The sequence below is a fragment of the Martelella sp. HB161492 genome, from assembly GCF_013184775.1.
Lineage (GTDB): Bacteria > Pseudomonadota > Alphaproteobacteria > Rhizobiales > Rhizobiaceae > Martelella.
The window spans coordinates 287,011-308,770 of the sequence record NZ_JAATVV010000001.1 but is presented as its reverse complement, the minus strand read 5'-3'; the positions used below and the strand labels follow the sequence as shown (position 1 = coordinate 308,770).

Annotated in this window: 22 protein-coding genes and 1 other annotated feature; of the genes, 14 read left to right on the top strand and 8 right to left on the bottom strand. The window is 60.7% G+C overall.

Going from position 1 to position 21,760, the window contains the following annotated elements; translation table 11 throughout:
• Positions 1-17: 17 nt before the first annotated feature.
• Positions 18-73 (bottom strand) — a sequence feature (sul1 is cis-regulatory element that is thought to sense ions involved in sulfur or methionine metabolism; They are found in Alphaproteobacteria).
• Between the two features lie 201 nt (positions 74-274).
• The 3 genes from HCK86_RS01420 (at position 275) to HCK86_RS01410 (ending at position 4,626) form a co-directional block, all read left to right on the top strand.
• Positions 275-2,464: an EAL domain-containing protein gene (locus tag HCK86_RS01420; protein WP_176082682.1), complete on the top strand. Its 2,190-nt coding sequence runs from the start codon at positions 275-277 to the stop codon at positions 2,462-2,464.
• A 158-nt stretch (positions 2,465-2,622) separates the two neighbouring features.
• Positions 2,623-3,096: an NUDIX hydrolase gene (locus HCK86_RS01415; RefSeq protein ID WP_176082681.1), complete on the top strand. Its 474-nt coding sequence runs from the start codon at positions 2,623-2,625 to the stop codon at positions 3,094-3,096.
• Positions 3,097-3,150: 54 nt separating this feature from the next.
• On the top strand, positions 3,151-4,626 hold the full coding sequence (locus HCK86_RS01410) for an inorganic phosphate transporter (protein WP_176082680.1): 1,476 nt from the start codon (positions 3,151-3,153) through the stop codon (positions 4,624-4,626).
• A gap of 41 nt (positions 4,627-4,667) precedes the next feature.
• On the opposite strand, the gene HCK86_RS01405 is transcribed toward HCK86_RS01410, so the two are convergent.
• Entirely contained in the window at positions 4,668-5,327 is a 660-nt protein-coding gene (locus HCK86_RS01405) for a TlpA disulfide reductase family protein (protein WP_176082679.1), read from the bottom strand.
• 23 nt (positions 5,328-5,350) lie between these two features.
• Between HCK86_RS01405 and argH the strand changes: the two genes are divergently transcribed.
• The 4 genes from argH (at position 5,351) to HCK86_RS01385 (ending at position 11,199) form a co-directional block, all read left to right on the top strand.
• Positions 5,351-6,757 carry an argininosuccinate lyase gene (gene argH, locus HCK86_RS01400; RefSeq protein WP_176082678.1) on the top strand — a complete coding sequence of 469 codons (1,407 nt, stop codon included), beginning with the start codon at positions 5,351-5,353 and terminating at the stop codon, positions 6,755-6,757.
• A gap of 97 nt (positions 6,758-6,854) precedes the next feature.
• Entirely contained in the window at positions 6,855-7,130 is a 276-nt protein-coding gene (locus HCK86_RS01395; RefSeq protein ID WP_176082677.1) for a lipoprotein, read from the top strand.
• Positions 7,131-7,244: 114 nt separating this feature from the next.
• The gene (gene lysA, locus HCK86_RS01390) at positions 7,245-8,507 is read left to right on the top strand and encodes a diaminopimelate decarboxylase (protein WP_176082676.1); all 1,263 of its coding nucleotides are present in this window, start codon (positions 7,245-7,247) and stop codon (positions 8,505-8,507) included.
• A gap of 133 nt (positions 8,508-8,640) precedes the next feature.
• Positions 8,641-11,199: a TIGR02302 family protein gene (locus HCK86_RS01385; protein ID WP_176082675.1), complete on the top strand. Its 2,559-nt coding sequence runs from the start codon at positions 8,641-8,643 to the stop codon at positions 11,197-11,199.
• Positions 11,200-11,266: 67 nt separating this feature from the next.
• Here HCK86_RS01385 and HCK86_RS01380 read toward each other — a convergent pair whose 3' ends face one another.
• Together HCK86_RS01380 and hpt are read right to left on the bottom strand one after the other, a co-directional pair.
• Positions 11,267-11,626 carry a response regulator gene (locus HCK86_RS01380; protein WP_141147669.1) on the bottom strand — a complete coding sequence of 120 codons (360 nt, stop codon included), beginning with the start codon at positions 11,624-11,626 and terminating at the stop codon, positions 11,267-11,269.
• Between the two features lie 165 nt (positions 11,627-11,791).
• The gene (hpt, locus tag HCK86_RS01375; protein WP_141147668.1) at positions 11,792-12,334 is read right to left on the bottom strand and encodes a hypoxanthine phosphoribosyltransferase; all 543 of its coding nucleotides are present in this window, start codon (positions 12,332-12,334) and stop codon (positions 11,792-11,794) included.
• A 241-nt stretch (positions 12,335-12,575) separates the two neighbouring features.
• On the opposite strand from hpt, the gene ftsE reads away from it, so the two are divergent.
• The 4 genes from ftsE (at position 12,576) to HCK86_RS01355 (ending at position 16,172) form a co-directional block, all read left to right on the top strand.
• Positions 12,576-13,235, top strand: coding sequence for a cell division ATP-binding protein FtsE (gene ftsE, locus HCK86_RS01370; protein ID WP_176082947.1), 660 nt, complete (start codon positions 12,576-12,578; stop codon positions 13,233-13,235).
• On the top strand, positions 13,228-14,265 hold the full coding sequence (locus HCK86_RS01365; RefSeq protein WP_176082674.1) for an ABC transporter permease: 1,038 nt from the start codon (positions 13,228-13,230) through the stop codon (positions 14,263-14,265). Before ftsE ends, HCK86_RS01365 begins: the two co-directional genes overlap by 8 nt.
• A 304-nt stretch (positions 14,266-14,569) precedes the next feature.
• A complete protein-coding gene (locus tag HCK86_RS01360; protein ID WP_176082673.1) occupies positions 14,570-15,247 on the top strand; it encodes a YdcF family protein in 678 nt (225 codons plus the stop codon).
• 130 nt (positions 15,248-15,377) lie between these two features.
• Positions 15,378-16,172 (top strand): lysophospholipid acyltransferase family protein, encoded by a 795-nt coding sequence (locus HCK86_RS01355; RefSeq protein ID WP_176082672.1) that lies wholly within the window; start codon positions 15,378-15,380, stop codon positions 16,170-16,172.
• A 147-nt stretch (positions 16,173-16,319) separates the two neighbouring features.
• Here HCK86_RS01355 and HCK86_RS01350 read toward each other — a convergent pair whose 3' ends face one another.
• From HCK86_RS01350 to HCK86_RS01340, 3 genes are all read right to left on the bottom strand, one after another.
• Positions 16,320-16,745: a tellurite resistance TerB family protein gene (locus HCK86_RS01350; RefSeq protein ID WP_176082671.1), complete on the bottom strand. Its 426-nt coding sequence runs from the start codon at positions 16,743-16,745 to the stop codon at positions 16,320-16,322.
• A 20-nt stretch (positions 16,746-16,765) separates the two neighbouring features.
• Positions 16,766-17,422: a helix-turn-helix transcriptional regulator gene (locus tag HCK86_RS01345; RefSeq protein ID WP_176082670.1), complete on the bottom strand. Its 657-nt coding sequence runs from the start codon at positions 17,420-17,422 to the stop codon at positions 16,766-16,768.
• A gap of 118 nt (positions 17,423-17,540) precedes the next feature.
• A complete protein-coding gene (locus HCK86_RS01340; RefSeq protein ID WP_176082669.1) occupies positions 17,541-18,188 on the bottom strand; it encodes a response regulator transcription factor in 648 nt (215 codons plus the stop codon).
• Positions 18,189-18,440: 252 nt separating this feature from the next.
• On the opposite strand from HCK86_RS01340, the gene HCK86_RS01335 reads away from it, so the two are divergent.
• Positions 18,441-18,788: a DUF952 domain-containing protein gene (locus tag HCK86_RS01335; protein WP_176082668.1), complete on the top strand. Its 348-nt coding sequence runs from the start codon at positions 18,441-18,443 to the stop codon at positions 18,786-18,788.
• Positions 18,785-19,861, top strand: a complete 1,077-nt coding sequence (locus HCK86_RS01330; protein WP_176082667.1) for a quinone-dependent dihydroorotate dehydrogenase — start codon at positions 18,785-18,787, stop codon at positions 19,859-19,861. Before HCK86_RS01335 ends, HCK86_RS01330 begins: the two co-directional genes overlap by 4 nt.
• 24 nt (positions 19,862-19,885) lie before the next feature.
• Here the strand turns inward: HCK86_RS01330 and HCK86_RS01325 are convergent, their stop codons facing one another.
• Both HCK86_RS01325 and HCK86_RS01320 read right to left on the bottom strand, forming a co-directional pair.
• Positions 19,886-20,395: a CAP domain-containing protein gene (locus HCK86_RS01325; RefSeq protein WP_176082666.1), complete on the bottom strand. Its 510-nt coding sequence runs from the start codon at positions 20,393-20,395 to the stop codon at positions 19,886-19,888.
• Complete coding sequence (locus tag HCK86_RS01320) at positions 20,392-20,658, bottom strand: DUF6460 domain-containing protein (protein ID WP_176082946.1); 267 nt, start codon at positions 20,656-20,658, stop codon at positions 20,392-20,394. The genes HCK86_RS01325 and HCK86_RS01320 overlap by 4 nt, the downstream gene beginning before the upstream one ends.
• 135 nt (positions 20,659-20,793) lie before the next feature.
• Here HCK86_RS01320 and HCK86_RS01315 point away from each other — a divergent pair, with 135 nt between their 5' ends.
• A complete protein-coding gene (locus HCK86_RS01315) occupies positions 20,794-21,747 on the top strand; it encodes a methyltransferase domain-containing protein (protein WP_176082665.1) in 954 nt (317 codons plus the stop codon).
• Positions 21,748-21,760 lie beyond the last annotated feature (13 nt).

The window sequence follows — 21,760 nt, the reverse complement described above, 5'->3', positions numbered from 1 at the left end:
ATTTTCAAAATTAAAGAGGTTGTCCGGCGGATCGGCGGCCGGAAGAGCCACCCGGATTTTCACCGGGTCCGTGGTTCATTGATAAAAGTTAATAGATGTGAAGCCGCCGCTAGGCAAGCCGCAGGGACAGGGAATGTGGCGAAAGCGGTGATTTTGCCGATGACACGGGGGTGTCACGATGAGGTCCTGCTACCTTACAGGTAACCCAGTATTTACTTGCCTCATGTGCAGATTTGCTCATATTCGGCCGTATATTAGCATCTCGGACCCATGGATGAGCAAGCACACACAGACTTCCCGCCCGTCACATTTTCTGCTGACGCGCGCGCTTCCTGCCTTGATTGTGACCATTATGATCGGGGTTGGTGTTCTCGCGCTTCTGGCCTGGTCCAGTCACGAAACCGATCGGATCTCCCTTGACCGCCAGGCGCGGCTGGTTGAGCTGGTGGTGTCCCAGCTGCAGACCGCGGTTGCGCATGACCAGGAGAGCGCGACGGTCTGGGATGATTCCGTGACAATGGCCCGCGCCGGTGACCAGAACTGGCTCAACAACAATCTCGGCCAATGGATGCATGACTATTTCGGCATTGACGGCGCCTATGTGCTTGATCCGGCTGACAGGCCGGTGTTTGCCTTCACAAGCGGCGCGATGGCGGATCCGTCGGTCTATTCTGATATCGCTGACAAGGTCGCTCCACTGGTGAAGGCCCTGCGCGAGAAGATGCGCGATGGCGATGACAGCCAGGTCAGCGACACGGTGCTGAGCCCTGGCGTTTCCGATCTGGTCGTGGTGCGAAAACATCCGGCCATCGTCAGCGTCAAACCGATCGTGTCTGATACCGGCGCGCTCAGCCAGGCGCCGGGCCATGAGTATTTCCATGTCGCCATCCGCTTTCTCGACGGTTCCCTGATCGATGAATTGCAGAACGACTATCTGTTCGCCGATCTTCACTTTTCCTGGACCCCGGGCAGCGAGCCGGCTGTTTCCAGCCAGCCGCTGAAATCGGCCAAGGGAGAGATCATCGGCTATCTGGTCTGGCATCCCTACAGGCCCGGTTCCGCGGTGATGGCGAACGTCGTTCCGGTGCTCGTGGCCGTGTTCCTGCTGGTGCTGATCGTGATCGCTGTTTTCCTCATTCTCCACCATCGCCGCTCGGAAGAACTCAAGGACAGCGAGGAGCAGATACGTTATCTGGCGCTGCATGATCCCTTGACGGGCCTTCCCAACCGCCTGAATTTCAACAATGAGGTCGATCAGGCGCTTGCGTTGCGGCGCCATGAGCCGATTGCGCTGGTCTATCTGGATCTCGACCGGTTCAAGCAGGTCAACGACACGCTCGGCCATCCGATGGGTGATGCGCTGATCCGCGAGTTCAGCCAGAGGCTGCAGGCGACCGTGAGGCCGGGCGACATCATCGCGCGGATTGGCGGAGATGAATTCACGATCCTGCTCAGAGGCGAGATCGAGGAGATCAACCGGCTGTGCGAACAGATGGTCGATGTGGCGCGCCGGCCGTTCGAGATCGATGGCAATACGGTTTTTGTCGGCGTCAGCATTGGCGCCGCGCTTGCCCCTGTTGATGGCGTCGATCGTGTCAGCCTGCTCAGAAAGGCGGATGTCGCGCTCTATTATTCGAAGACGACCGGGCGCGCGCGCTATTCCTTCTTCACGCAGGAAATGGACCAAACGATCGAGCAACGCCGCCAGACCGAGGCGGATCTCCGTCTGGCCCTGCGTGCCGATGACCAGCTGCAGGTCCACTATCAGCCGATCCGGTCGGCCCGGACGCGGCGCACAGTCGGCTATGAGGCGCTTCTGCGCTGGAAACATCCCGAGCGTGGCATGATCTCGCCTGAACTCTTCATCCCCGTGGCCGAGGAAACCGGCCTGATCGAAGCGCTTGGCGCGCGTGTGCTGAAGGATGCCTGCAGCGCGGCGGTGAACTGGCAGGCGATGACCATCGCCGTCAATGTATCGGGTGTTGAACTGGATAATCCGGAATATGCGGCCAAGGTGCAGGCGGTCCTTGCGGAAACGGGGCTTTTGCCGAAGCGGCTCGAACTGGAGATCACCGAAACGACGGCCACCGGCGAAACCGACGCAGCCGTCGAGAACCTTCGGGTCCTGCGCGAAATCGGGGTTCAGATCGCCATTGATGACTTCGGAACCGGCTTTTCCTCGCTTGGCCGCCTGCAAAGCCTCAATGTCGACCGTATCAAGATCGACCGAAGCTTCGTCCGCGGGCTGGGGCAGAACATCAATGATGCGGCCATTGTCCGCGCCATCGTCGATCTTGCCCATGCAAAGGGTCTGAAGACAACGGCGGAAGGGGTCGAAACGCCGCTGCAGGATGAGGGGCTGACGAGGATCGGCTGTGATGACCTGCAGGGATTCCTCTATTCCCGCCCATTGCCGCGCCTCGAGGTGGACCGCCTGCCACCGGAACCTGACCCGGTCCCCTGAAGCCCAGTCTCTTGAGCCGGCAGCATGGGCGGGCCGGCGGCCGACGGCAGCCGGGTCGGTCGGCCTGGGTTTCTGGCCTGTTTTGCTTTGTGCGCTTGAGGTTCTGGCTGCTTTTGATTAGACAGCAAGAGATTAACCCGCTCCTGAACGGTTTGCCGATGTTTTCTCTGATCTGGAATAACTACCTTGCCCCGCTTCTGGGCCGGCCTGCCCGTGTGCAGATCGCCGCACTGTGTTTCCGCCTGGAAAAGGCCGGGCCGGAGGTTCTGCTGATCACATCGCGCACGACGAGACGCTGGATCATCCCGAAAGGCTGGCCCCTTTATGGCACCGATGGCGGCGGGACGGCATTGCAGGAGGCCTGGGAAGAAGCTGGGGTGAAACCGCGCGGCGGTGCGCCGGTCCGTATCGGCAGTTATCGTTACAAGAAGATCGTTGATGGCGGGCTGCCTGTTCCGACCATCGTCGATGTCTACGCCATCGAGGTCGAGAAGTTGCTTGACAACTTTCCGGAAATGGATCAGCGGAAGCGGCAATGGATGAAACCCGAAGCTGCGGCGAAGGCTGTGGACGAGGAACAGCTCAAGGCGATCCTGATGGATCTTTCCGGACTGCTTGAAAAGGCGCGGTAATATCGAAGCTGGCGCAGCGGCAAGGTTGGCTGCAGGACTTCAAGGAAACTCACATTGACTGATGACTCCACCCGGCAGTGGAAGACGCTCGACAAGGACCTCAATCGCTTGTCGCGTCTCGAGCAAGCCTCCATGCACACATCCCGCCCTCTGGTCGGTGTTGGCATCAGCCTGGTTTTCGTTTCGCTCGCCGCGGTTGCTGCAGCGCTGTTTGCCGGTGGTTCACCGCAGGGGCTGGCGGTGATTGTTGCATCCGCTTTCGGTGCCTATATGGCGCTGAATATCGGTGCCAATGACGTTGCCAACAATATGGGGCCGGCTGTCGGGGCAAAGGCGCTCTCCATGCTCGGTGCCATCGCCATTGCCGCTGTGTGCGAAAGTGCTGGCGCCCTGCTTGCCGGTGGCGATGTGGTCTCAACCATTTCGACCGGCATTGTCGATCCGCAGGCGCTTTCGAGTTCGACGATCTTCGTGCGGGCGATGATGGCCGCACTGCTTGCCGCATCCATCTGGGTCAATATCGCCACCTGGATCGGAGCGCCGGTATCGACGACCCATGCCGTTGTCGGCGGCGTCATGGGAGCCGGCATCGTTGCCGCCGGGTTTGGAACGGTCAACTGGCCGACCATGGGCAGTATTGCTGCCAGCTGGGTGATCTCGCCGCTGCTCGGCGGTATTTTCGCCGCCGGCATGCTTGCCTTCATCAAGTGGCGGATCATGTATGTCGATGACAAGCTTGCCGCCGCGCGCACCTGGGTGCCCGTGCTGATCGGCATCATGAGCGCCGCCTTCGCCACCTATCTGGCCCTGAAGGGCCTGAAAAAGGTGATCGCGATCGATCTTTCCCATGCCGTTCTGATCGGCATCGTCGCGGGTATTATCCTCGGTCTCGTCTCTGTGCCCTTCATCAGGCGTCAGTCACGCGGGCTGGAAAACCGCAAGGCGTCGCTGAAAGTCCTGTTCCGTCTGCCGCTGGTGATCTCGGCCGGGCTGCTGTCCTTTGCCCATGGCGCCAATGATGTCGCCAATGCGGTCGGACCGCTGGCGGCAATTGCCTCCGTGCATGAAACGTCTGAAGTGGCCGGTCAGGTGGCGATCCCGCTCTGGGTGATGCTGATCGGAGCGCTCGGAATCTCGTTCGGTCTGGTTCTGTTCGGCCCGAAGCTGATCGGCATGGTCGGCAACCAGATCACCAAACTCAACCCCATGCGTGCCTATTGCGTTGCGCTTTCCGCCGCTGTCACGGTGATTGCCGCGTCGTGGCTCGGCCTGCCGGTCAGCTCGACGCATATTGCCGTTGGCGGTGTGTTCGGCGTCGGTTTCTTTCGGGAGTGGTACATGGAGCGGCGCGCCCAGCAGATCGAGCGCGACCGCCCGGTCTCTGACATGCCGCATCAGGAGCGTACACGCCGCAAGCTGGTGCGCCGCTCGCATTTCATGACCATCATTGCCGCATGGGTGATCACCGTGCCGGCAGCAGCGCTGATGTCCGCCGGCTGTTTCCTGCTCTTGAGAGCGATTGGCTTTTAAGGCGCATCCGGGATAAGCCTTCCCGAAACGGCACGCCGGGGTCAGGATCCGATCGCGGCCTTGATCAGCGCCTTTGCATCATCGCTTGCCCATTCCGCCGGTCCGCTCATCGAGCCCATCAGGCAGCCGTTCGGGTCGATCAGCACCGTTGATGGCAGGCCGAAGGCAAGGCCGTCCTTTTTCAGCGTGTTGAAGGTGGCAAGCGTCGGGTCGTGGTAAAAGGCCAGTGACTGAATGCCGATTTCGTCCATGAAACGGACGGGCTTTTCGTCGCCGCCGGTATCGATGTTGACGGCAACGACCTGGAAGTCATCGCCGCCAAGCTCTTTTTCCAGCGTATCAAGTGCCGGCATTTCCTCGCGGCAGGGAATGCACCATGTGGCCCAGAGATTGAGCAGCACCGTCTTGCCCCTGAAGGCGGAGAGCGTGGTATCGCCGCCTTCCTTATTGAAGGCGAGGTCGGTGACGGGTTTCGGCGTATCGGCAACGACGAAGGCCGCCACCTCGCCGGCGGCCAGCGGCCGCAGTTTTTCGGCCGTGTCCTTCGCGCTCTGGCACTGTCCGGCGCTTGCCGTTTGGTCCGAACCATTGCCAGTGAAGGCATTTTTCACGTATACCGCGACAGCGCCGGCCAAAAGTCCGGCAACAAGTGCGATCATCACCAGTCTGGCGGAGATGAGTTTTTGTCTTTTCTTCGTCATTTCATTCTCCAGATAGGCTCATCATGGCTGACGGCAATTCCTCCAACAAGACCTCCAACCAGATGTGGGGCGGGCGTTTCGCCTCAGGTCCCGATGCGATCATGGAGGAGATAAATGCCTCCATCGGTTTCGACAAGGCACTCTACAATGAGGACATTGACGGTTCTATCGCGCATGCCACCATGCTTGCCGCAAAAGGCATCATTTCGGAAGATGACAGATCCGCGATTGTTGATGGTCTCCAGACAATTCGTCGTGAGATCGAAGCCGGCAGCTTCACCTTCTCCCGTGCGCTTGAAGATATTCACATGAATATCGAAAACCGGCTGCGCGAGATGATCGGACCGGCCGCTGGCCGCCTGCACACGGCGCGCTCGCGCAATGACCAGGTGGCGCTGGACTTCCGCCTCTGGGTCAAGAAGGAGCTGGTGAAGACCGAAGCGGCGCTGACAGGGCTGATCGCCGTCTTTCTCCGTCGCGCCGAAGAACACGCCGAAACGGTGATGCCGGGCTTCACCCATCTGCAGACGGCCCAGCCGGTCACCTTCGGTCATCACTGCATGGCCTATGTGGAAATGTTCGGCCGCGACCGTTCCCGCGTGCGTCACGCCATCGAGCATCTCGATGAAAGCCCGATCGGGGCTGCCGCACTTGCCGGCACCGGTTTTCCGATCGACCGTCACATGACGGCGAAGGCGCTCGGCTTTGCCGGCGGGCCGACCCGCAATTCCATCGATACGGTGTCCGACCGCGATTTCGCGCTGGAATTCCTGTCGCTGGCTTCGATCTGCGGCACGCATCTGTCGCGGCTTGCCGAGGAAATCGTCATCTGGTCGACGCCGCAGTTCAATTTCGTCCGCCTGTCCGACAGTTTTTCCACCGGCTCCTCGATCATGCCGCAGAAGAAAAACCCGGATGCCGCCGAGCTGGTGCGCGCCAAGACCGGCCGCATCAATGGCTCGCTGGTGGCGCTGCTGACGGTGATGAAAGGCCTGCCGCTCGCCTATTCCAAGGACATGCAGGAAGACAAGGAACAGGTCTTCGATGCCGCTGCGAGCCTTGAACTGGCGATTGCCGCGATGACCGGCATGATCGGTGACCTTGCCGTCAATGTCGCGGCGATGAAAAAAGCCGCCGGTTCCGGCTTTTCCACGGCCACGGATCTGGCCGACTGGCTGGTGCGCGAGGCAGGCCTTCCCTTCCGCGATGCCCACCACGCCACCGGCCATGCCGTCGCTCTTGCCGAACAGAAGGGCTGTGACCTCGCCGATCTGTCGCTGGAAGAGCTGCAGGCGATCAATCCGGCGATCACCGCAGGCATTTTCGACGTGCTGACGGTGGAGGCCTCGGTCGCCTCGCGTAAGAGCTTCGGCGGCACGGCGCCCGAAGAGGTGAAGAAGCAGATCGCCTGGTGGAAAGCGCGTAACTGATAAAGCTCCGGTGCGGCGCGATTGAGGGTGCACAAGCGGCCCTCAATCGGCTATCACCAAGTCTAGATCAGAAGGCATAGTCTGCTATAGGGCGATCATGAAGACTTCCACCACCGCCATTCTGGCCATGTTGCTGGCCGCCATCGCACTGACCGCCTGCGGGCGAAAGGGCCCTCTTGAGGTGCCACAGCCGAAAACGCAAGCCCAGGCCGCGCGGGATGCCGAGCGTCAGGCCGCCGACAGCGATCAGCCACAGGTTCAGGTGACGCCGGGCAACAAGCCGATCATTCTTGATGGTTCCGGTGACAATGTCACGCCGGAAAATCTGAACCGCGCGAGCAACAATTCTTTCTTCCTCGATTCGCTCCTCTAGAGCGCCGGAATGACAGGATAAGAACAGCGCTTCATTCATGTGTTTAGCCGCATAACCTTATCGGCCCTTGTTTCGCTCCGGTCGGATTATGCCCCAGAAATTCAGGGTCTCAAGGTGAACCATTTTCACTATTCTGATGGTATTCTCTATGCTGAGGACGTTCCTGTCCCGGCGATCGCTGATGCCGTCGGCACGCCTTTCTATGTCTATTCCACAGCGACGCTGACACGGCACTATCAGGTCTTTGCCAAGGCCTTCGAGGGCACGGATGCGCTGGTCTGTTATGCGATGAAGGCCAATTCCAATCAGGCCGTGCTGAAGACACTGGCAGCGCTTGGCGCCGGCATGGACGTCGTTTCCGAGGGCGAACTGCGCCGCGCGCTTGCTGCCGGCGTGCCGCCGCACAAGATCATGTTCTCCGGCGTTGGCAAGACGGTGCGCGAGATCGATCTGGCGCTGAAGACCGGCATTGCCTGTTTCAACGTCGAAAGCGAACCGGAGCTTGAAGTGCTGAATGCGCGCGCCGAGGCGCTCGGCAAGCGCGCGCCGGTCTCCTTCCGCATCAATCCCGATGTCGACGCCAAGACCCATGCGAAGATCTCGACCGGCAAGAAGGGCGACAAGTTCGGTATTCCCTTCGCCCGGGCCGAGGAGGTCTATGCCAATGCCGCGAAGATGGAAGGCATCCGCATTTCCGGTATCGACATGCATATCGGCAGCCAGATCACCGATCTTTCCCCCTTCAAGGCCGCCTTCCAGCGCCTGGCATCGCTGGTTGAGACGCTGCGTGCCAATGGCCATGAGATCGATCATGTGGATGTCGGCGGTGGGCTCGGTATTCCCTACAAGGGCGACAATGCACCGCCGCCGGATCCGGTCGCCTATGCCGGCGTCGTGCGCGAGGCGCTGGAGGGGCTCAATTGCACCATCGTCACCGAGCCGGGGCGCATGATCGTCGGAAATGCCGGCATCTTCGTCACCGAGGTGATCTATGTGAAGGAGACGGAAGGCAAGAATTTCATCATCACCGATGGCGCGATGAATGATCTGATTCGCCCGACCCTTTACGAAGCCTGGCATGATATCCGCCCGGTAACGCTGAGACCCAAGGCCGATCGCATTGTCGCAGATGTCGTCGGCCCGGTCTGCGAAACCGGCGATTTCCTGGGGCAGGAGCGTGATCTGGAGCGCCCGGAGCCCGGTGATCTTCTGGCCGTCGGCACGGCGGGTGCCTATGGTGCCGTGCAGGCGGGCACGTATAATTCCCGTCTTCTGGTTCCCGAAGTGCTCGTCAATGGCGACCGTTTCCATATCATCCGGCCGCGTGCGACCTATGAAGAGCTGATTGCGCTCGATTCCGTTCCGGACTGGCTCTGACCACACGGTCTTTTGATGCGGAAATGTACCGAAAAGGATGAGCGGGGGTTTACCTCGCTCTCGACACATTGCGCATTATTCTTGATGATGAAATAGGCGCAGCACGTGACATGCGTCGGGGCGAAAGGACGCCATGGCGGAACAGCCGAACGAGACCAGCGCGAAACGTGATGACCTGCCGGAAGATCTGTTGCGGCGGGTGGCGGTCAAGCGCAATCGCGCCAGGCTGTCGCTCTTCATCGATCAGCTGGTGCCGCGCCTTGTCTGGCCGGTCTCGCTGCTTTTCCTGTTTCTCGCCTTGTCCTGGCTTGGCCTTTTCGCCGCGCTGCCTTTTGCAATCAGGCTCGTGCTTCTTGCTGGTCTTGCGGCTGCGTTCGTCGCCAGCCTGTTTCCGCTCCGGCGATTGAAATTCCCGGATCATGCTGCTGGCAATCGCAGGCTGGAGGAAAAGAGCGGACTGGCGCATCAGGCGATCACGCTTCTTGATGACCGTCCGGCCACTGCGTCATCCGAGGCACTTGCGCTCTGGCATGCCCACCGCCGGCGGGTTGCGGCGAAGATCCGCCATCTCGACAGCGGCGTTCCTGCGCCGGATCTGACGCTTTATGATCCTCATGGGCTGCGCGCCATACCGGTCTTTCTGCTGTTCATCGGCTTTTTCTATGCGTCGTCCAGTGACAGTGGACGGATCGCCGACGCATTCGCGCCGCCGGCCCCCGGCCGCGAGACCCTGCTGGCGCTGCGGGTCGATGCCTGGATTTCACCGCCGGCCTATACCGGTGAGGCACCGGTCTATCTGGCGCCTGACGGGGCCGGCGATGCCGTCAGCGTGCCGGCAGGTTCGGTGCTGACCGTGCGGCTTTCCGGCCAGGGCGCCAGTTCGCCGATCCGTTTCGTCGGCAAGGATGGCACGGCGGCTGATCCTGATGACGGTTCGGCGAAGCGCGAAAAGCTGGCCTCCAGTGCGGCTTTCAGTCTGACGGAAGACGGCACGCTGGAGGCGGCAGGCCGGTCCTGGCCGGTGCAGGTGGTGGCCGACCAGCCGCCAGTGATTGCCTTTGCCGGCCGTCCGCGCCGCGCCGCCAATGGCGCGCTGGAGCTTGAATACACGGTCAGCGACGACTATGGCGTGACCAAGGCCTATGCTGACATCAAGCCAGCGGATGCAGACACGAGCGGCGCGATCCCGCTTTATCCTCCGCCGGATTTTCCGCTGAACCTGCCGCGCCGCAACAGCGATGACAACAAGGCTGTCACCAGTCGCGATATCACCGAAAACCCGATGTCCGGCGCGCCGGTGACGATCACGCTCGTCGCCGAGGATGCGCATGGCAATATCGGCCGCTCCCAGCCGGTCAGCACCATTCTGCCGGAGCGCAATTTCCATGAAATGCTGGCGGCCGCCGTTGCCGAACAGCGGCGGATTTTCAGCCTTGATATGCGCGCCATGCCGAAGGCGATCTCCTACAGCGAGGCGATGACGCTGCGGCCTGAGGAAACCATTCCCAACATTACCCATTTTCTGCTGATCAAGTCTGCCCAGACGCGCATGAAGCTTGCCCATGACAAGGCCAGCTATCGTGACGTGGCCGATTATATGTGGCAGATCGCCACGGGAATCGAGGATGGCAGCCTTTCCGATGCCGAGCGGCGCCTGCGCGATGCGCAGGATGCGCTGAGCGAGGCGCTGAAGAACAATGCGTCGGATGCGGAGATCGCCAAGCTGATGGAAGAACTGCGTCAGGCGATGACCGACTATCTTTCGGAAATGGCCAGCCGGATGAAGGATATGCCGCAGGACCAGGCAATTGATCCGGGGCTTCAGGAAATGCTGCGTCAGAACGATCTCTCGAACCTGCTGAACCAGCTGGAGAACCTTGCCCGTTCGGGAGACCGGCAGGCGGCGCAGGATCTTCTGTCGCAATTGCAGCGGATGATGAACAATATCCAGCCGCCCTCATCGGCGGACGCGCGCAACAGTCAGCAGAACTCGAAGATGCGCCAGCAGGTCGACAAGCTTGGCGATCTGATCCAGAAGCAGCAGCAGCTGATGGGCGAGACCCACACGCTCGAACAGCAATTGCAGGATCGCCTCGAATGGGGTGATTTCCAGAGTGATGATGGGCAGGAGGGCAAAAGCGCTGACGGCAGCCAGAAGGCACCGCAGGATATGAGTGCGGACGAATTGCGGGAGGCGCTGAAGCAGCTGCGCGAGCGGCAGGATCAGCTGGGTGAACAGCTCCAGTCGCTCCAGAAGGGGTTGAAGGATCTTGGCGTTCCCGAACAGGACGGCTTCGGCAAGGCCGGCGAGGCGATGAAGGGAGCCTCCGAGGCGCTGGGCGATGGCGAAGGCAGCCAGGCGCTTGATGGCCAGGGCAAGGCATTGCAGGCGCTGCGCGATGGCGCGCAGCAGATGATGATGAGCCTCATGGCCAATGGCCGCGAGGGCGGGCAGGGCGGTTCCATGCCGTTCGGTTTCGGCAATCAGCAGGGCCGTGATCCGCTCGGCCGCAATCCAGGGCAGAACGGCATGGATTTCGGTTCCTCGTCGGTCAAGGTGCCAGATGAAATCACCGTGCAGCGGGCACGCGAAATCCTTGATGCAATCCGCCGCAAGCTCGGCGGTGATGCGGTTCTGCCGAGTGAGCAGCCCTATCTGGAGCGGCTGCTGCAGCCCGATGACACCCAATAAAAAACTGCCCGCACCATGTCTGGTGCCGGGCAGGTTTTGAGGTCTTCTGTCTTGCAGTCGGGAAAGATCAGGCGGCGAGCGCCCGGGCGACGGCGCGGCGGATATCGGGCAGCGCGAAGGGCTTCTGCACCACGTCGATGATCTTTTCCATCAGGTCGTCGGCGCGTTCGCGCTGCTCGGCAAAGCCGGTCATCAGCAGGATCTTCATGCCAGGATGGTTCGAATGGGCGGCATGGGCAAGCGCAATGCCATCCATGATCGGCATGCGCACGTCCGACAGCAGCAGGTCGTAATCGCCTTCCGCCAGAAGCTCCAGTCCTTCCGCACCGTCGCCGGCTTCCACCGTTTCGTGGCCATCAAGGCGCAATGCCCTTGCCACAAAGGCGCGCAGCGATACTTCATCTTCGGTGATCAGGATCCTGGCCATGTCGGTTTCCCGCTTTCTCTGTCTTTCATAAACCTATTTGCTCGCCTGTTGTTCCACAGGCTTTGTTGACAGAGAGATCACCAGAACTTTCTTTGCGAGAAGTAAACATCGCAAAGTCCCGTTCTGCTGTAGTTAACAAGCTGTATTGCAGCTCTTCAGCATCTATTAAGCATCACCCGTAACGACGCCGACAAAGGGCAGTTCGCGGAAGGCGTGAGCCACATCCATGCCATAGCCGACGACGAACTTGTCAGGGCAGCGGAAACCGTAATGATCGGCCTCAAGCGCCTCTTCGCGCTTCTCGTGCTTGTCGAGCAGAACCGCGATCGAAACATTGGCAGCGCCGCGTTCGAACAGCATGTTCTTGGCAAATTGCAGCGTCCGGCCGGATTCGAGAATGTCGTCGATCAGCAGAATATCGCGGCCCTTGACATCGCTGTCTATGTCCTTGACCAGACGCACGCCCTGGCTCACAGTTCCTGTGCCGTAGCTTGAAAGCGTCATGAATTCCACTTCCGGGGCCAGGCCGGATTTGTGCAGGGCGCGGATGAGATCGGCCGCGAAAACGAAAGAGCCCTTGAGGATGGCGATCACCAGCAGATCTCTCACCGGGCCCGAGGCGATCTCGACCGCCAGCTCCTCATTGCGAGCCGCAATGGTTTCGGCGCTGTAGAGTTCCTCGATCTTTTTTCCGCGTACAACGTGCATCAACATGCTCCCTGGGTAAGCCTAGATCAGGGTTATTAGTGTTTTTATCTGCCGGTAGCAATCTTGCCGGTCGCAATCGCCGGACTTGCAGGGCAAAGAGCGGTGGAAAGTTGTATTTTGGCGCCATGCGACAGGAAGGTCGGGAATAGGGCGTCTGTCGCATCATGTTTACCGGCTGTTAATCATGATCGTTAACATGGAGGTCCAGATGCAAAAGCGACACGGTCGGGAAGCGATGGCTTTGATCCATTTCGAAAATGTTGGACTGCGCTATGGGATGGGCCCGGAAATTCTCCGCGACCTGACCTTCGATATACCAAAGAATTCCTTTCAGTTCCTGACCGGCCCCTCCGGTGCCGGCAAGACCACGCTCTTGCGGCTGATGCTGATGGCGTTGCAGCCGACCCGTGGGCTGATCCGGCTGTTCGGGCGTGATGTCGCCGTCATCCCGCGCAAGGAATTTCCCATGCTGCGCCGCCGGGTCGGTATCGTGTTCCAGGATTTTCGCCTGCTTGACCATCTGACGACCTATGAAAATGTCGCGCTGCCGCTCAGGGTGCGCGGCAAGGACGAGATGGCCTATCGCTCTGATGTGATCGAGCTTTTGCGCTGGGTCGGACTTGGCGACCGGCTGCATGTCAGACCGCCGGTTCTGTCCGGCGGTGAAAAGCAGCGTGTGGCGATCGCACGCGCGCTGATTGATCAGCCGGAAGTGCTGCTGGCCGACGAGCCGACCGGCAATGTCGATCCGCCCATGGCGCGGCGGATCTTGAGCCTGTTCGTCGAGCTCAACCGGCTCGGCACGGCGGTGGTGATCGCCACCCATGATATCGCGCTGATGGACCGTTATGATGCCCGCCGAATGATCCTTTCGGAAGGAAGACTTGAGATCTATGAGTAGCCCGCCCCGCAAACAGAAAAGCCGCGCAACCGGCCGTGATGACAGGGTTCGGCAGGGCACGCCCCGGGCTGCTCCGGCGCCGGTGGCGCCGGCACCCGAGCGGCCTTCGCCAATCGTGCCGCCGGGCAATGTCCAGTCGCGGGCGCTGATGGCGGTGATTGCGATCATGTCCTTTCTGGCCTGCCTCACCCTCGGCGGGGTTTCCATGGTGCGCGCGACGGCCTCAGCCTGGCAGGGCGGCATTTCCCGCGAGATCACGATCCAGATCAAGCCGTCCGAAGGCCGCGACATGAATGCTGATCTTCTCAAGGCGCGCGATATTGCCCTGCAATTCGTCGGCACGCTGGACGGGCGGATTGTCGATGAGGCGGCAACGGAGCGCTTGCTGGAGCCCTGGCTCGGAACCGGGCTGGATTTTGATGAGCTGCCGGTGCCGCGCCTGGTCATCGTCACCATTGACGAGTCGAACCCGCCCGATTTTGCCGCCATGGGCAAGGCGCTCACCGATGCGCTTCCCAATGCCTATCTCGACGATCACCGCGCCTGGGTCGACCGGCTTTCCGCCATGGCGGATGCGACGACCAGTATTGGCGTGGCAATCATGGCGCTGGTCTTCTTCGCCATGATCCTGACGGTGATCTTTGCCACGCGCGGCGCACTGGCCGGCAGCCGCAATATTGTCGAGGTGCTGCATTTCGTCGGCGCGGAAAGCGCGTTCGTCGCCAACCAGTTTCAGCGGCATTTCTTCCGCATCGCGCTGAAGGGCGCGATCACCGGCGGAGTGCTGGTCTGCCTGTTCTTCTTTGCGGTCGGTTTCTGGCAGGGCCATTATCTGGCAACACCGGGGGCCGATCAGACAACGGCGCTCTTCGGTGCCATTTCGGTCGGATCCGGCGCCTATTTCGGTATCGCGCTGACGATCCTGATGATCTCGGTTCTGTCGACGCTGACAGCCCGGATCACGGTCATCAGAACAATCCGCGAAATCGACCTTGTCCGCTCAGATCCCGAGCGTCTCGACGGGCTTTGAGCAAGCGGCCTTTCAATGGGGGATGATCAGGAAGACGGCGCGGCCCCGAAAGGGGGAGCGCCGCCTGCGGATATGCCGGGGAAAACCGGGAAATGGCGATGTCGCCGTTTGTTGCCCCGAATGCGCCATAGTAAGCGTGTCTGTCCCTTGACTTGTGCTCGGTTCTGACGCTGTTTCATCGGCCTTGAGATCAGGAGCAACAGCCGCTTCGAAACAGGAGCAGAGGCGGTGAACCGGTGTGCGATTGCCGGTCAATTAAAATGAAATGCAGATCCGTAAGGATCTGAACCGAAAGGAGTGCTGCGTGCAGCATCGGCAGAACGAAACAGGCGAAAACGCAGCGGCGTCAGCGAAGACGGCAAAGCCGCTGCGGCGGCTTCTTGGCCGGGTTTTCGGGGTGGCCATTGTTGTGCTGATCCTGGTTGCGGCAGGTTTCGTCTGGTTTTCCGCGAATGTTCTGAGTGCGCGCAAGCCAGATCTTGCCAATATCGATGCGATCATCGTTCTGACGGGCGGTTCACACCGGATCGAGGCGGGACTTGAGCTGCTGGACAAAGGTGTGGGCGACCGTCTGCTGATTTCCGGCGTCAATCCGTCGACAAGCCGTGAGAGCATTCGCCGGGTGACCGGTTCGGATGGCAGCCTGTTCGACTGCTGCGTCGATGTCGGCTATGAAGCTCTGAACACGCGCGGCAATGCCAGCGAAGCTGCCCGATGGATCCGGGCGCATGACTACCGGCGCATCCTGATTGTCACGAGCAGCTATCACCTGCCGCGCAGCCTGTTCGAGATGCGCACGCTTGATCCCGAAACCGTTTACGTCGGCTATCCCGTCGATCTCGATCTTGAAGGCTCTGCCTGGTACGCAAATCCGCGCCTGCTGCGGCTTCTGGCCACCGAATATCTGAAATATATCGGCGCGCATATTCGCGTCTATGCCGGGGTCGATCGGGCCATGGCAATGCTGGCGAACGGACGCTGAGCGCTGTCGTCACCTCGTGTTTCCTCGCCGCGCGCAAACCGTGTCAGCAACAGGCGGAGAAAACCGGTTTCCACTTTCTGCGGATTTGCTCTAGAGAGTGTCCTGTCCCAACTGAAGCATAGGCTCTGGCATGACGGCGTTGCGATCGATCGCGTTCAATATTGCATTTTATCTGGGAACGGCTGTGCGCATGATCGTGCTGTCGCCATTCTACTTCGCGGTTTCGCGCAAGCGCGCCTATCGCACCGTGGTGCAGGGCTGGGCGGCGTCGATCAATCGGCAGATGCAGTTTTATGCCGGTGCCGGCTTTACCATCGAGGGGCTGGAGAACCTGCCCAAGGGCGCCTGCATTATCGCGCCGAAGCATCAGTCTGCCTGGGACACGGTGCTGCTTCTGCCCTGGATTGACGATGCGGTTTTCATGCTGAAGCGCGAATTGCTGCAATTGCCGCTTTTCGGCTGGTATCTGAAGAAACAGCGCCAGATCGGGGTTGACCGTGCTGCCAAGGGGGCTGCCATGGCTGAGGTCATGGCCCGCACCAAGGCCGAGCTTGAGACCGGACGCCAGCTGATCATCTTCCCGGAAGGAACACGCCGTCCGCCCGGCGCCGAACCTGATTACAAGCGCGGTATTGTCCGCCTCTACAAGGATCTCGGCATTCCCGTCGTGCCGGTGGTCATGCATCCCGGCCTGTTCTGGCCGCGCGGCAACTGGCGCCGGCAGGGCGGGCATTTCACCGTCCGCATTCTTCCGGCGATCGCGCCGGGCCTTGATGGCAAGGTCTTCTTCAAGGAACTGGTTGAGACCATGGAGCGCGAAAGCGACCGCCTGCTGGTGGAAACGGTTGCCGAAAATCCGCAGCTGAAGCTGCCGCCGGAAACGGTGGCCCGTCTGGAGGCGCTCAAACAGGGTGTGTCCATCTGACCGGTTCTGGCGCAACTGTGCGAAAACCGGGCAGCTGCCGCCAAGCGAAAGCGCCGTGCGTCCTTTTGGACGCACCGTGATGTTCTATCTTATTGAATCTACATATCGTTCTTTTCGAAAATCGATTCCGATCTTCGGGCCGATGCGCTAGATATGGCGGTAGCGCGCGATTGCCCCGCGTTCAAGTGCTGCGCAGGTCAGCTTATCCAGCCCGAAGCGGTCACGGAAAAGCTGCAGCAGGCGGATTTCCTCCGGCCGCACCTTGTGATCGACGGCCATGATTTCCACGGCCAGGGCATAGGCGGTGTCGTAAAGTCGCGCCGGCAGAACATCCTTGATGATTTCGAGCGCGATCTCCATGCCTTCGGGACCGGAGAGAATATCGGCGCAGGCATGGGCAACATCGGTGATCCGCTCTTCGTCAAAGCCTTCGAAAATCGGCAGTGAACGGGTCACAAGACCGATCCGCCGCAGTTCCGTGTCACTCATGCCGTTGTCGACGGCAGAGGCCATCACCATGACATAGATGAGGGCATCGTAGTGGTTGAGCGGTGTCCTTGTGGTGTTTTGCATGGTGTCTCGTCCCTGAAATGCTATTGGCTGGCCCAGATGATGCGGGCAATCCATTCGACGTCTGAAAGGTCGAATGTTCTGTTGGGGTGTTCCGGATTGAGCGACATGACCTCGACCTGAACGCTTGAACGCCGTGCCAGCACCTTGGCCATGACCTCGCCCTCGCAGGTCTTCAGCACGATGCGGTCGCCCTTGCGGGTCTGGCTGTTGGGGTCAACAATCAGCACGTCGCCGTCGCGGTAGAGTGGCATCATGCTGTCGCCCTGAACTTCCAGGGCATAGACGCCCGGTCCCGGTCCGATCGACGTCGGGAAATCGACCATGTCCCAGCCCTGGCCGGCCGGAAAGCCGCCATCGTCGAAGAACCCGCCGGAGCCTGCCTGGGCAAAACCCAGGAGCGGAATGGTGCTCTGCTGGGGCGGGAAGCTGCCGGAAGGGGTGGCACTGCCGTGCCGGGCGAGGGCGAAGAACACTTCCGGATCCGTCTGGGTGGCTTCAAGCACCTTGGACAGTGATTCCGTCGACGGCCAGCGCAGCCTGCCATCGGGGCCAAGGCGTTTCGAACGGTTGAATGAGGTTGGGTCCAGCCCGGCGCGGCGCGCGAGCCCGGAAGCCGTCAGCTTGTGTTGGGCGGCCAGCGTGTCGATCGCGGACCAGATCATCTCATGCGAAAGCATTGGCGCCGCCTTCGGTCACACCGTCTTCAAAACAATATTTGTTCGTCGAAATCTAGACAAGACCGATGGATTCGTAAAGATGCCGTCAGGATTTTATTCCTGACGGCCTGTTTTGCCGTCAGGCGACCATTGCCATGTTGACCTTGCCAAGCTGGATGACCGCCTGGGTGCGGCTGTCGACATTGAGTTTCAGCAGAATGGCGGAGACATGCGCCTTGATCGTCGCTTCCGAGACGCCGAGCTCATAGGCGATCTGCTTGTTGAGCAGGCCTTCGCAGAGCATGCGCAGCACCCGCGACTGCTGCGGCGTGAGGCTTTTCAGCCGTTCGAGCATATCGGCGACGTCAGGATCGGTTTCGGCCGAGCCGTCATAGGATTCCGGCAGGTAGGTGCCGCCGCTCAGAACCGTGCGGATGCCCGTGCGCAATTCGTCAAGTCCGGCGGATTTCGAGATGAAGCCCGAGGCGCCAAGTGCCAGCGCCCGCCTGATCGTGGCGCTGTCGTCACTGGCAGAGACAACGACAATCGGCAGGGACGGATATTCGGCGCGCAACGTCATCAGGCCGGAAAAGCCGCTGACGCCGGGCATGGAGAGGTCGAGCAGCATGAGATCGGCATCGGCATTTTCGGCGGCGGCGGCACGTGCGCCCTCAAAATCACCGGCTTCCACGACAGCGTAGTAAGCTGCCATGCCGCCAATGGCCTGTTTCAGCGCACCGCGAAAAAGAGGATGGTCATCAGCGATCAGGATCGTTTGTGCGGTCATCTCATGCCCCCTCCCAAAGGCAGTTGTACAACCAAGGTCTTAAGACCATTCCTTAGCTCTAAAATGGCTAGATTTCAACAAAAGGGCCGGCAGTGACGGCAAATTCTCAGCTAATGTCATATTTATCCCCGTAAATGCGTCGATCAGTCGCGGGTTCCGCCTGTCCCTGCACTGTTTTTCTGCGCTGCCGCATGGACTTTCAAGGCGCAATGCGGCACATGCTGGCACGAAGATGGAAAGGGAGCCGGATCCATGGATCGTGTGATCTACAAGATCGTTTCGGCCGCTGAGTGGCGGGCGGCAAAAGCCGCCGGACGTTTCGATGGCGCAGCCATCGATCTTTCCGACGGCTTTATTCATTTCTCAACCGAAAGTCAGGTGGTCGAGACGGCGCACCGGCATTTTGCCGGCAAGACGGATCTCCTGCTTGTCGGTGTCGATGCAGCCCTTCTCGGTGCGGCACTGAAATACGAGATTTCCCGCGGCGGCAAGCCCTTTCCCCATCTCTATGCGCCGCTGGATTTCGGCGCTGTTGTACTGGAGCGCGCCTTGCCGATCGGCGCCGACGGGCTTCATGATTTTACGGGACTTCTGCCATGATCAATCCGTTCAAGCTTGGTGCGCGCCAGGCTGTTTTTCTGCTCGATCCAGAACGCGCCCATGCGCTGACGCTGACGGGGATTGGAACCGGTCTTCTGCCGCGTGCCTGTCACGCATCAGATCCGCGCCTGGCCGTGACCTTGGCAGGTCTGTCCTTTGCCAATCCGCTTGGCGTTGCCGCTGGTCTCGACAAGAATGGTGAGGCGATTGACGGGCTGTTCGGCCTTGGTTTCGGGCATGTCGAGGTTGGCACGGTAACGCCCAAGCCGCAGCCGGGCAATCCGAAGCCGCGTCTGTTCCGGCTGGTCGCGGACGAGGCGGTCATCAACCGCATGGGCTTCAACAATGAGGGCCACGAGGCGCTGGCGGCAAACGTCGCCCGCGCCAAGCGTCGCGGGGTGCTGGGCATCAATATCGGCGCCAACAAGACCAGCGAGGACCGTATTGCCGACTATGTCGCCGGTACGACGCGGTTTGCCGCCATGGCCGATTACCTGACGGTCAATATTTCGTCACCCAATACGCCGGGCCTGCGCAATCTTCAGGCGCGCAGCGAACTTGCGACCCTGCTGTCACGCGTGCTTGAAGCCCGCGCCGCCGCAACGGCGCAGCCGCCGGTCTTTCTGAAGATCGCGCCCGATCTGGATCAGGCCGAGCTTGACGACGTTGCCGCAGAGGTTCTGGCACAGAAGCTTGATGGCATCATCGTGTCGAATACCACACTTGCACGCGACGGGCTGAGATCGGCAAAGCTCGCCGGTGAGGCTGGCGGACTCTCCGGTGCGCCACTGTTCGAGCGCTCGACGGCGGTTCTGGCGGGGATGCGGCAGCGGCTGGGGCCTGACATGGCGATCATCGGTGTCGGTGGCGTTTCCACCGGTGCGCGGGCGCTGGAGAAGATCCGTGCGGGTGCCGATCTGGTGCAGATCTATTCCGGCATGGTCTATGAAGGACCGAAGCTGATCTCCGACGGCCTTTCGGCCATGGTTGCGGCACTGGAAAAGGCCGGCGCCGGCAATCTTCGCGCCCTTCGTGACGAAAGCGTTGCCGAATGGGCGGCAAAACGCTTCTAGAGCCACGCTTATCACAACGGACGGCTACTGGCTGAGGCACATGGACCAGAAGTTCTGGTTGCCCGAATTGGGGCTGTCAGCCCGGGCAACGCCAACATGGCGGTAATCGCCCAGCATGTTTTCCAGATGTTTGGGCGAGTTGACCCAGGCCTGAAAGGCGCGTTCCGGCGTTGCCTGATGCATGGCAATGTTTTCCGATGCCGGCAGCGGCACGCCCATGCGCTTGAAGCGCTGCAGCGGGTTTTCACTGCGGCTGGTCACGTGGTTCATCTTGTCGGCGAGCGCCATGCGCTTGGCCTGATCGATCGCGGTGGCGGCGCAGACGCGTGAGGCGCTGAGCGGCGGCAATCCGTGGCGCTGGCGCAGCGCGTTGACCATCGGCAGGAAGGTTGCCGTCATATCCTCGGCACGCACGCTGCCGGACGGCATCGGGGCGTTGCCGGAGCCTGAAAACAGGCTGCAGCCGGACAGAAGCAGGGCGAGGCTGCCGACCAGAACGGTGCGGCGGCCGGTGAGGGATGATGAGATGGTCAACGGCGATAACTCAGGATACGGATGATGATGAAGACGGGCAGCACGACGCTCAGCCCGATCAGGAGATAGCGGCCGATCTCGCCAAGCGCGCTGAAGCCGCGATACCAGAGGCTTCGGAAGAAGTCGATGATGCCATGGAAAAGATCGGCCGGGTGAATGCCGAGCGCGGAGAGCACGAAGCCGACGATCAGCGACAGGACAAGCAGCTTCACGATCGTTCCCGCCACCGTGCCGCCGAGGAATCTGTTCACGTCATTGCCCATCATCAGGTCTCCGTTTCCTGCCACAGATAAAGCGCCTTTGCGGCCCATTCAAGATGGCAGCGCCGATGTGCGAAAAGCACTTGCCTTTTGATGCGGCATCGGCGAATGGCTTTCAGCTTCCATCGGTTTTCTGACATGAATGCATCCTTCCTTTCCTCTGGTGATCTGATTGCAGATCGCCGCGCTGATTATGCCCGCATGCTTGACGAGGCGGGCGATTTTTCCGCTGCAGCAGATCTGATGCTGCAGGCGCTTGAGCTTGTGCCCGACTGGCCGGCCGGACTGGCGCTTCTGGCTGCCTATCAGGAACATGCCGGAGACATTGCCGGCGCAATCGTCAGCTGGACGCGGCTCGATCAACTTGATCGCGACGACATTTTTGCAGCAAGGCTGAAGCTTGCGGTTCTGGGGGCCGCAAGCGCGCCGCGGCATCCGCCCGGCCGCTATGTCGAGGCGCTGTTTGACAGCTATGCCGACCGGTTTGATGAAGCGCTTGTCGAACGGCTCGATTATTCATCGCCGGAGCGGCTCGCGCGGCTGCTGAATGCTGCGATCGGGACCGGGCGCCGTTTTTCATGTGCAGTCGATCTTGGCTGTGGAACCGGCCTGTCCGGCGAGGTGCTGCGTGCGCGTGTTGTGCGGCTGGAAGGTTTCGACCTGTCGCAGAACATGCTGGCCAAGGCGGAGGAGAAGGGGCTCTATGACCACCTCGCACAGGCCGATCTGCTGGCGCCGCCGCTGACCAGCGGGCTGTTTTCCGACGAGGGCGGCGAAGGGCGCGCCGATCTGGTCATGGCTGCTGACGTGCTGATGTATCTTGGTGCATTGGAGACCTGTTTCCAGAATATCATGCGGCTGATGACGCCGGACGGCCTGTTGCTGTTTTCGGTCGAAGATGGCGGCACTGCGGCCAGTTTCGCCCTGCAGCCCTCGCTGCGCTATGCCCATGCGCATCACTATGTCGAGACCACGCTGGCCGATTATGGCTTTGTTCTTCTGGCCGAAGAGCGTGCTGCACTGCGCAAGGATGGCGGTGAGCCGGTGCATGGCATCCTGTTTCTTGCGGCCAGAACGGACCGGACGCAGTAAAATTGCCAATTGC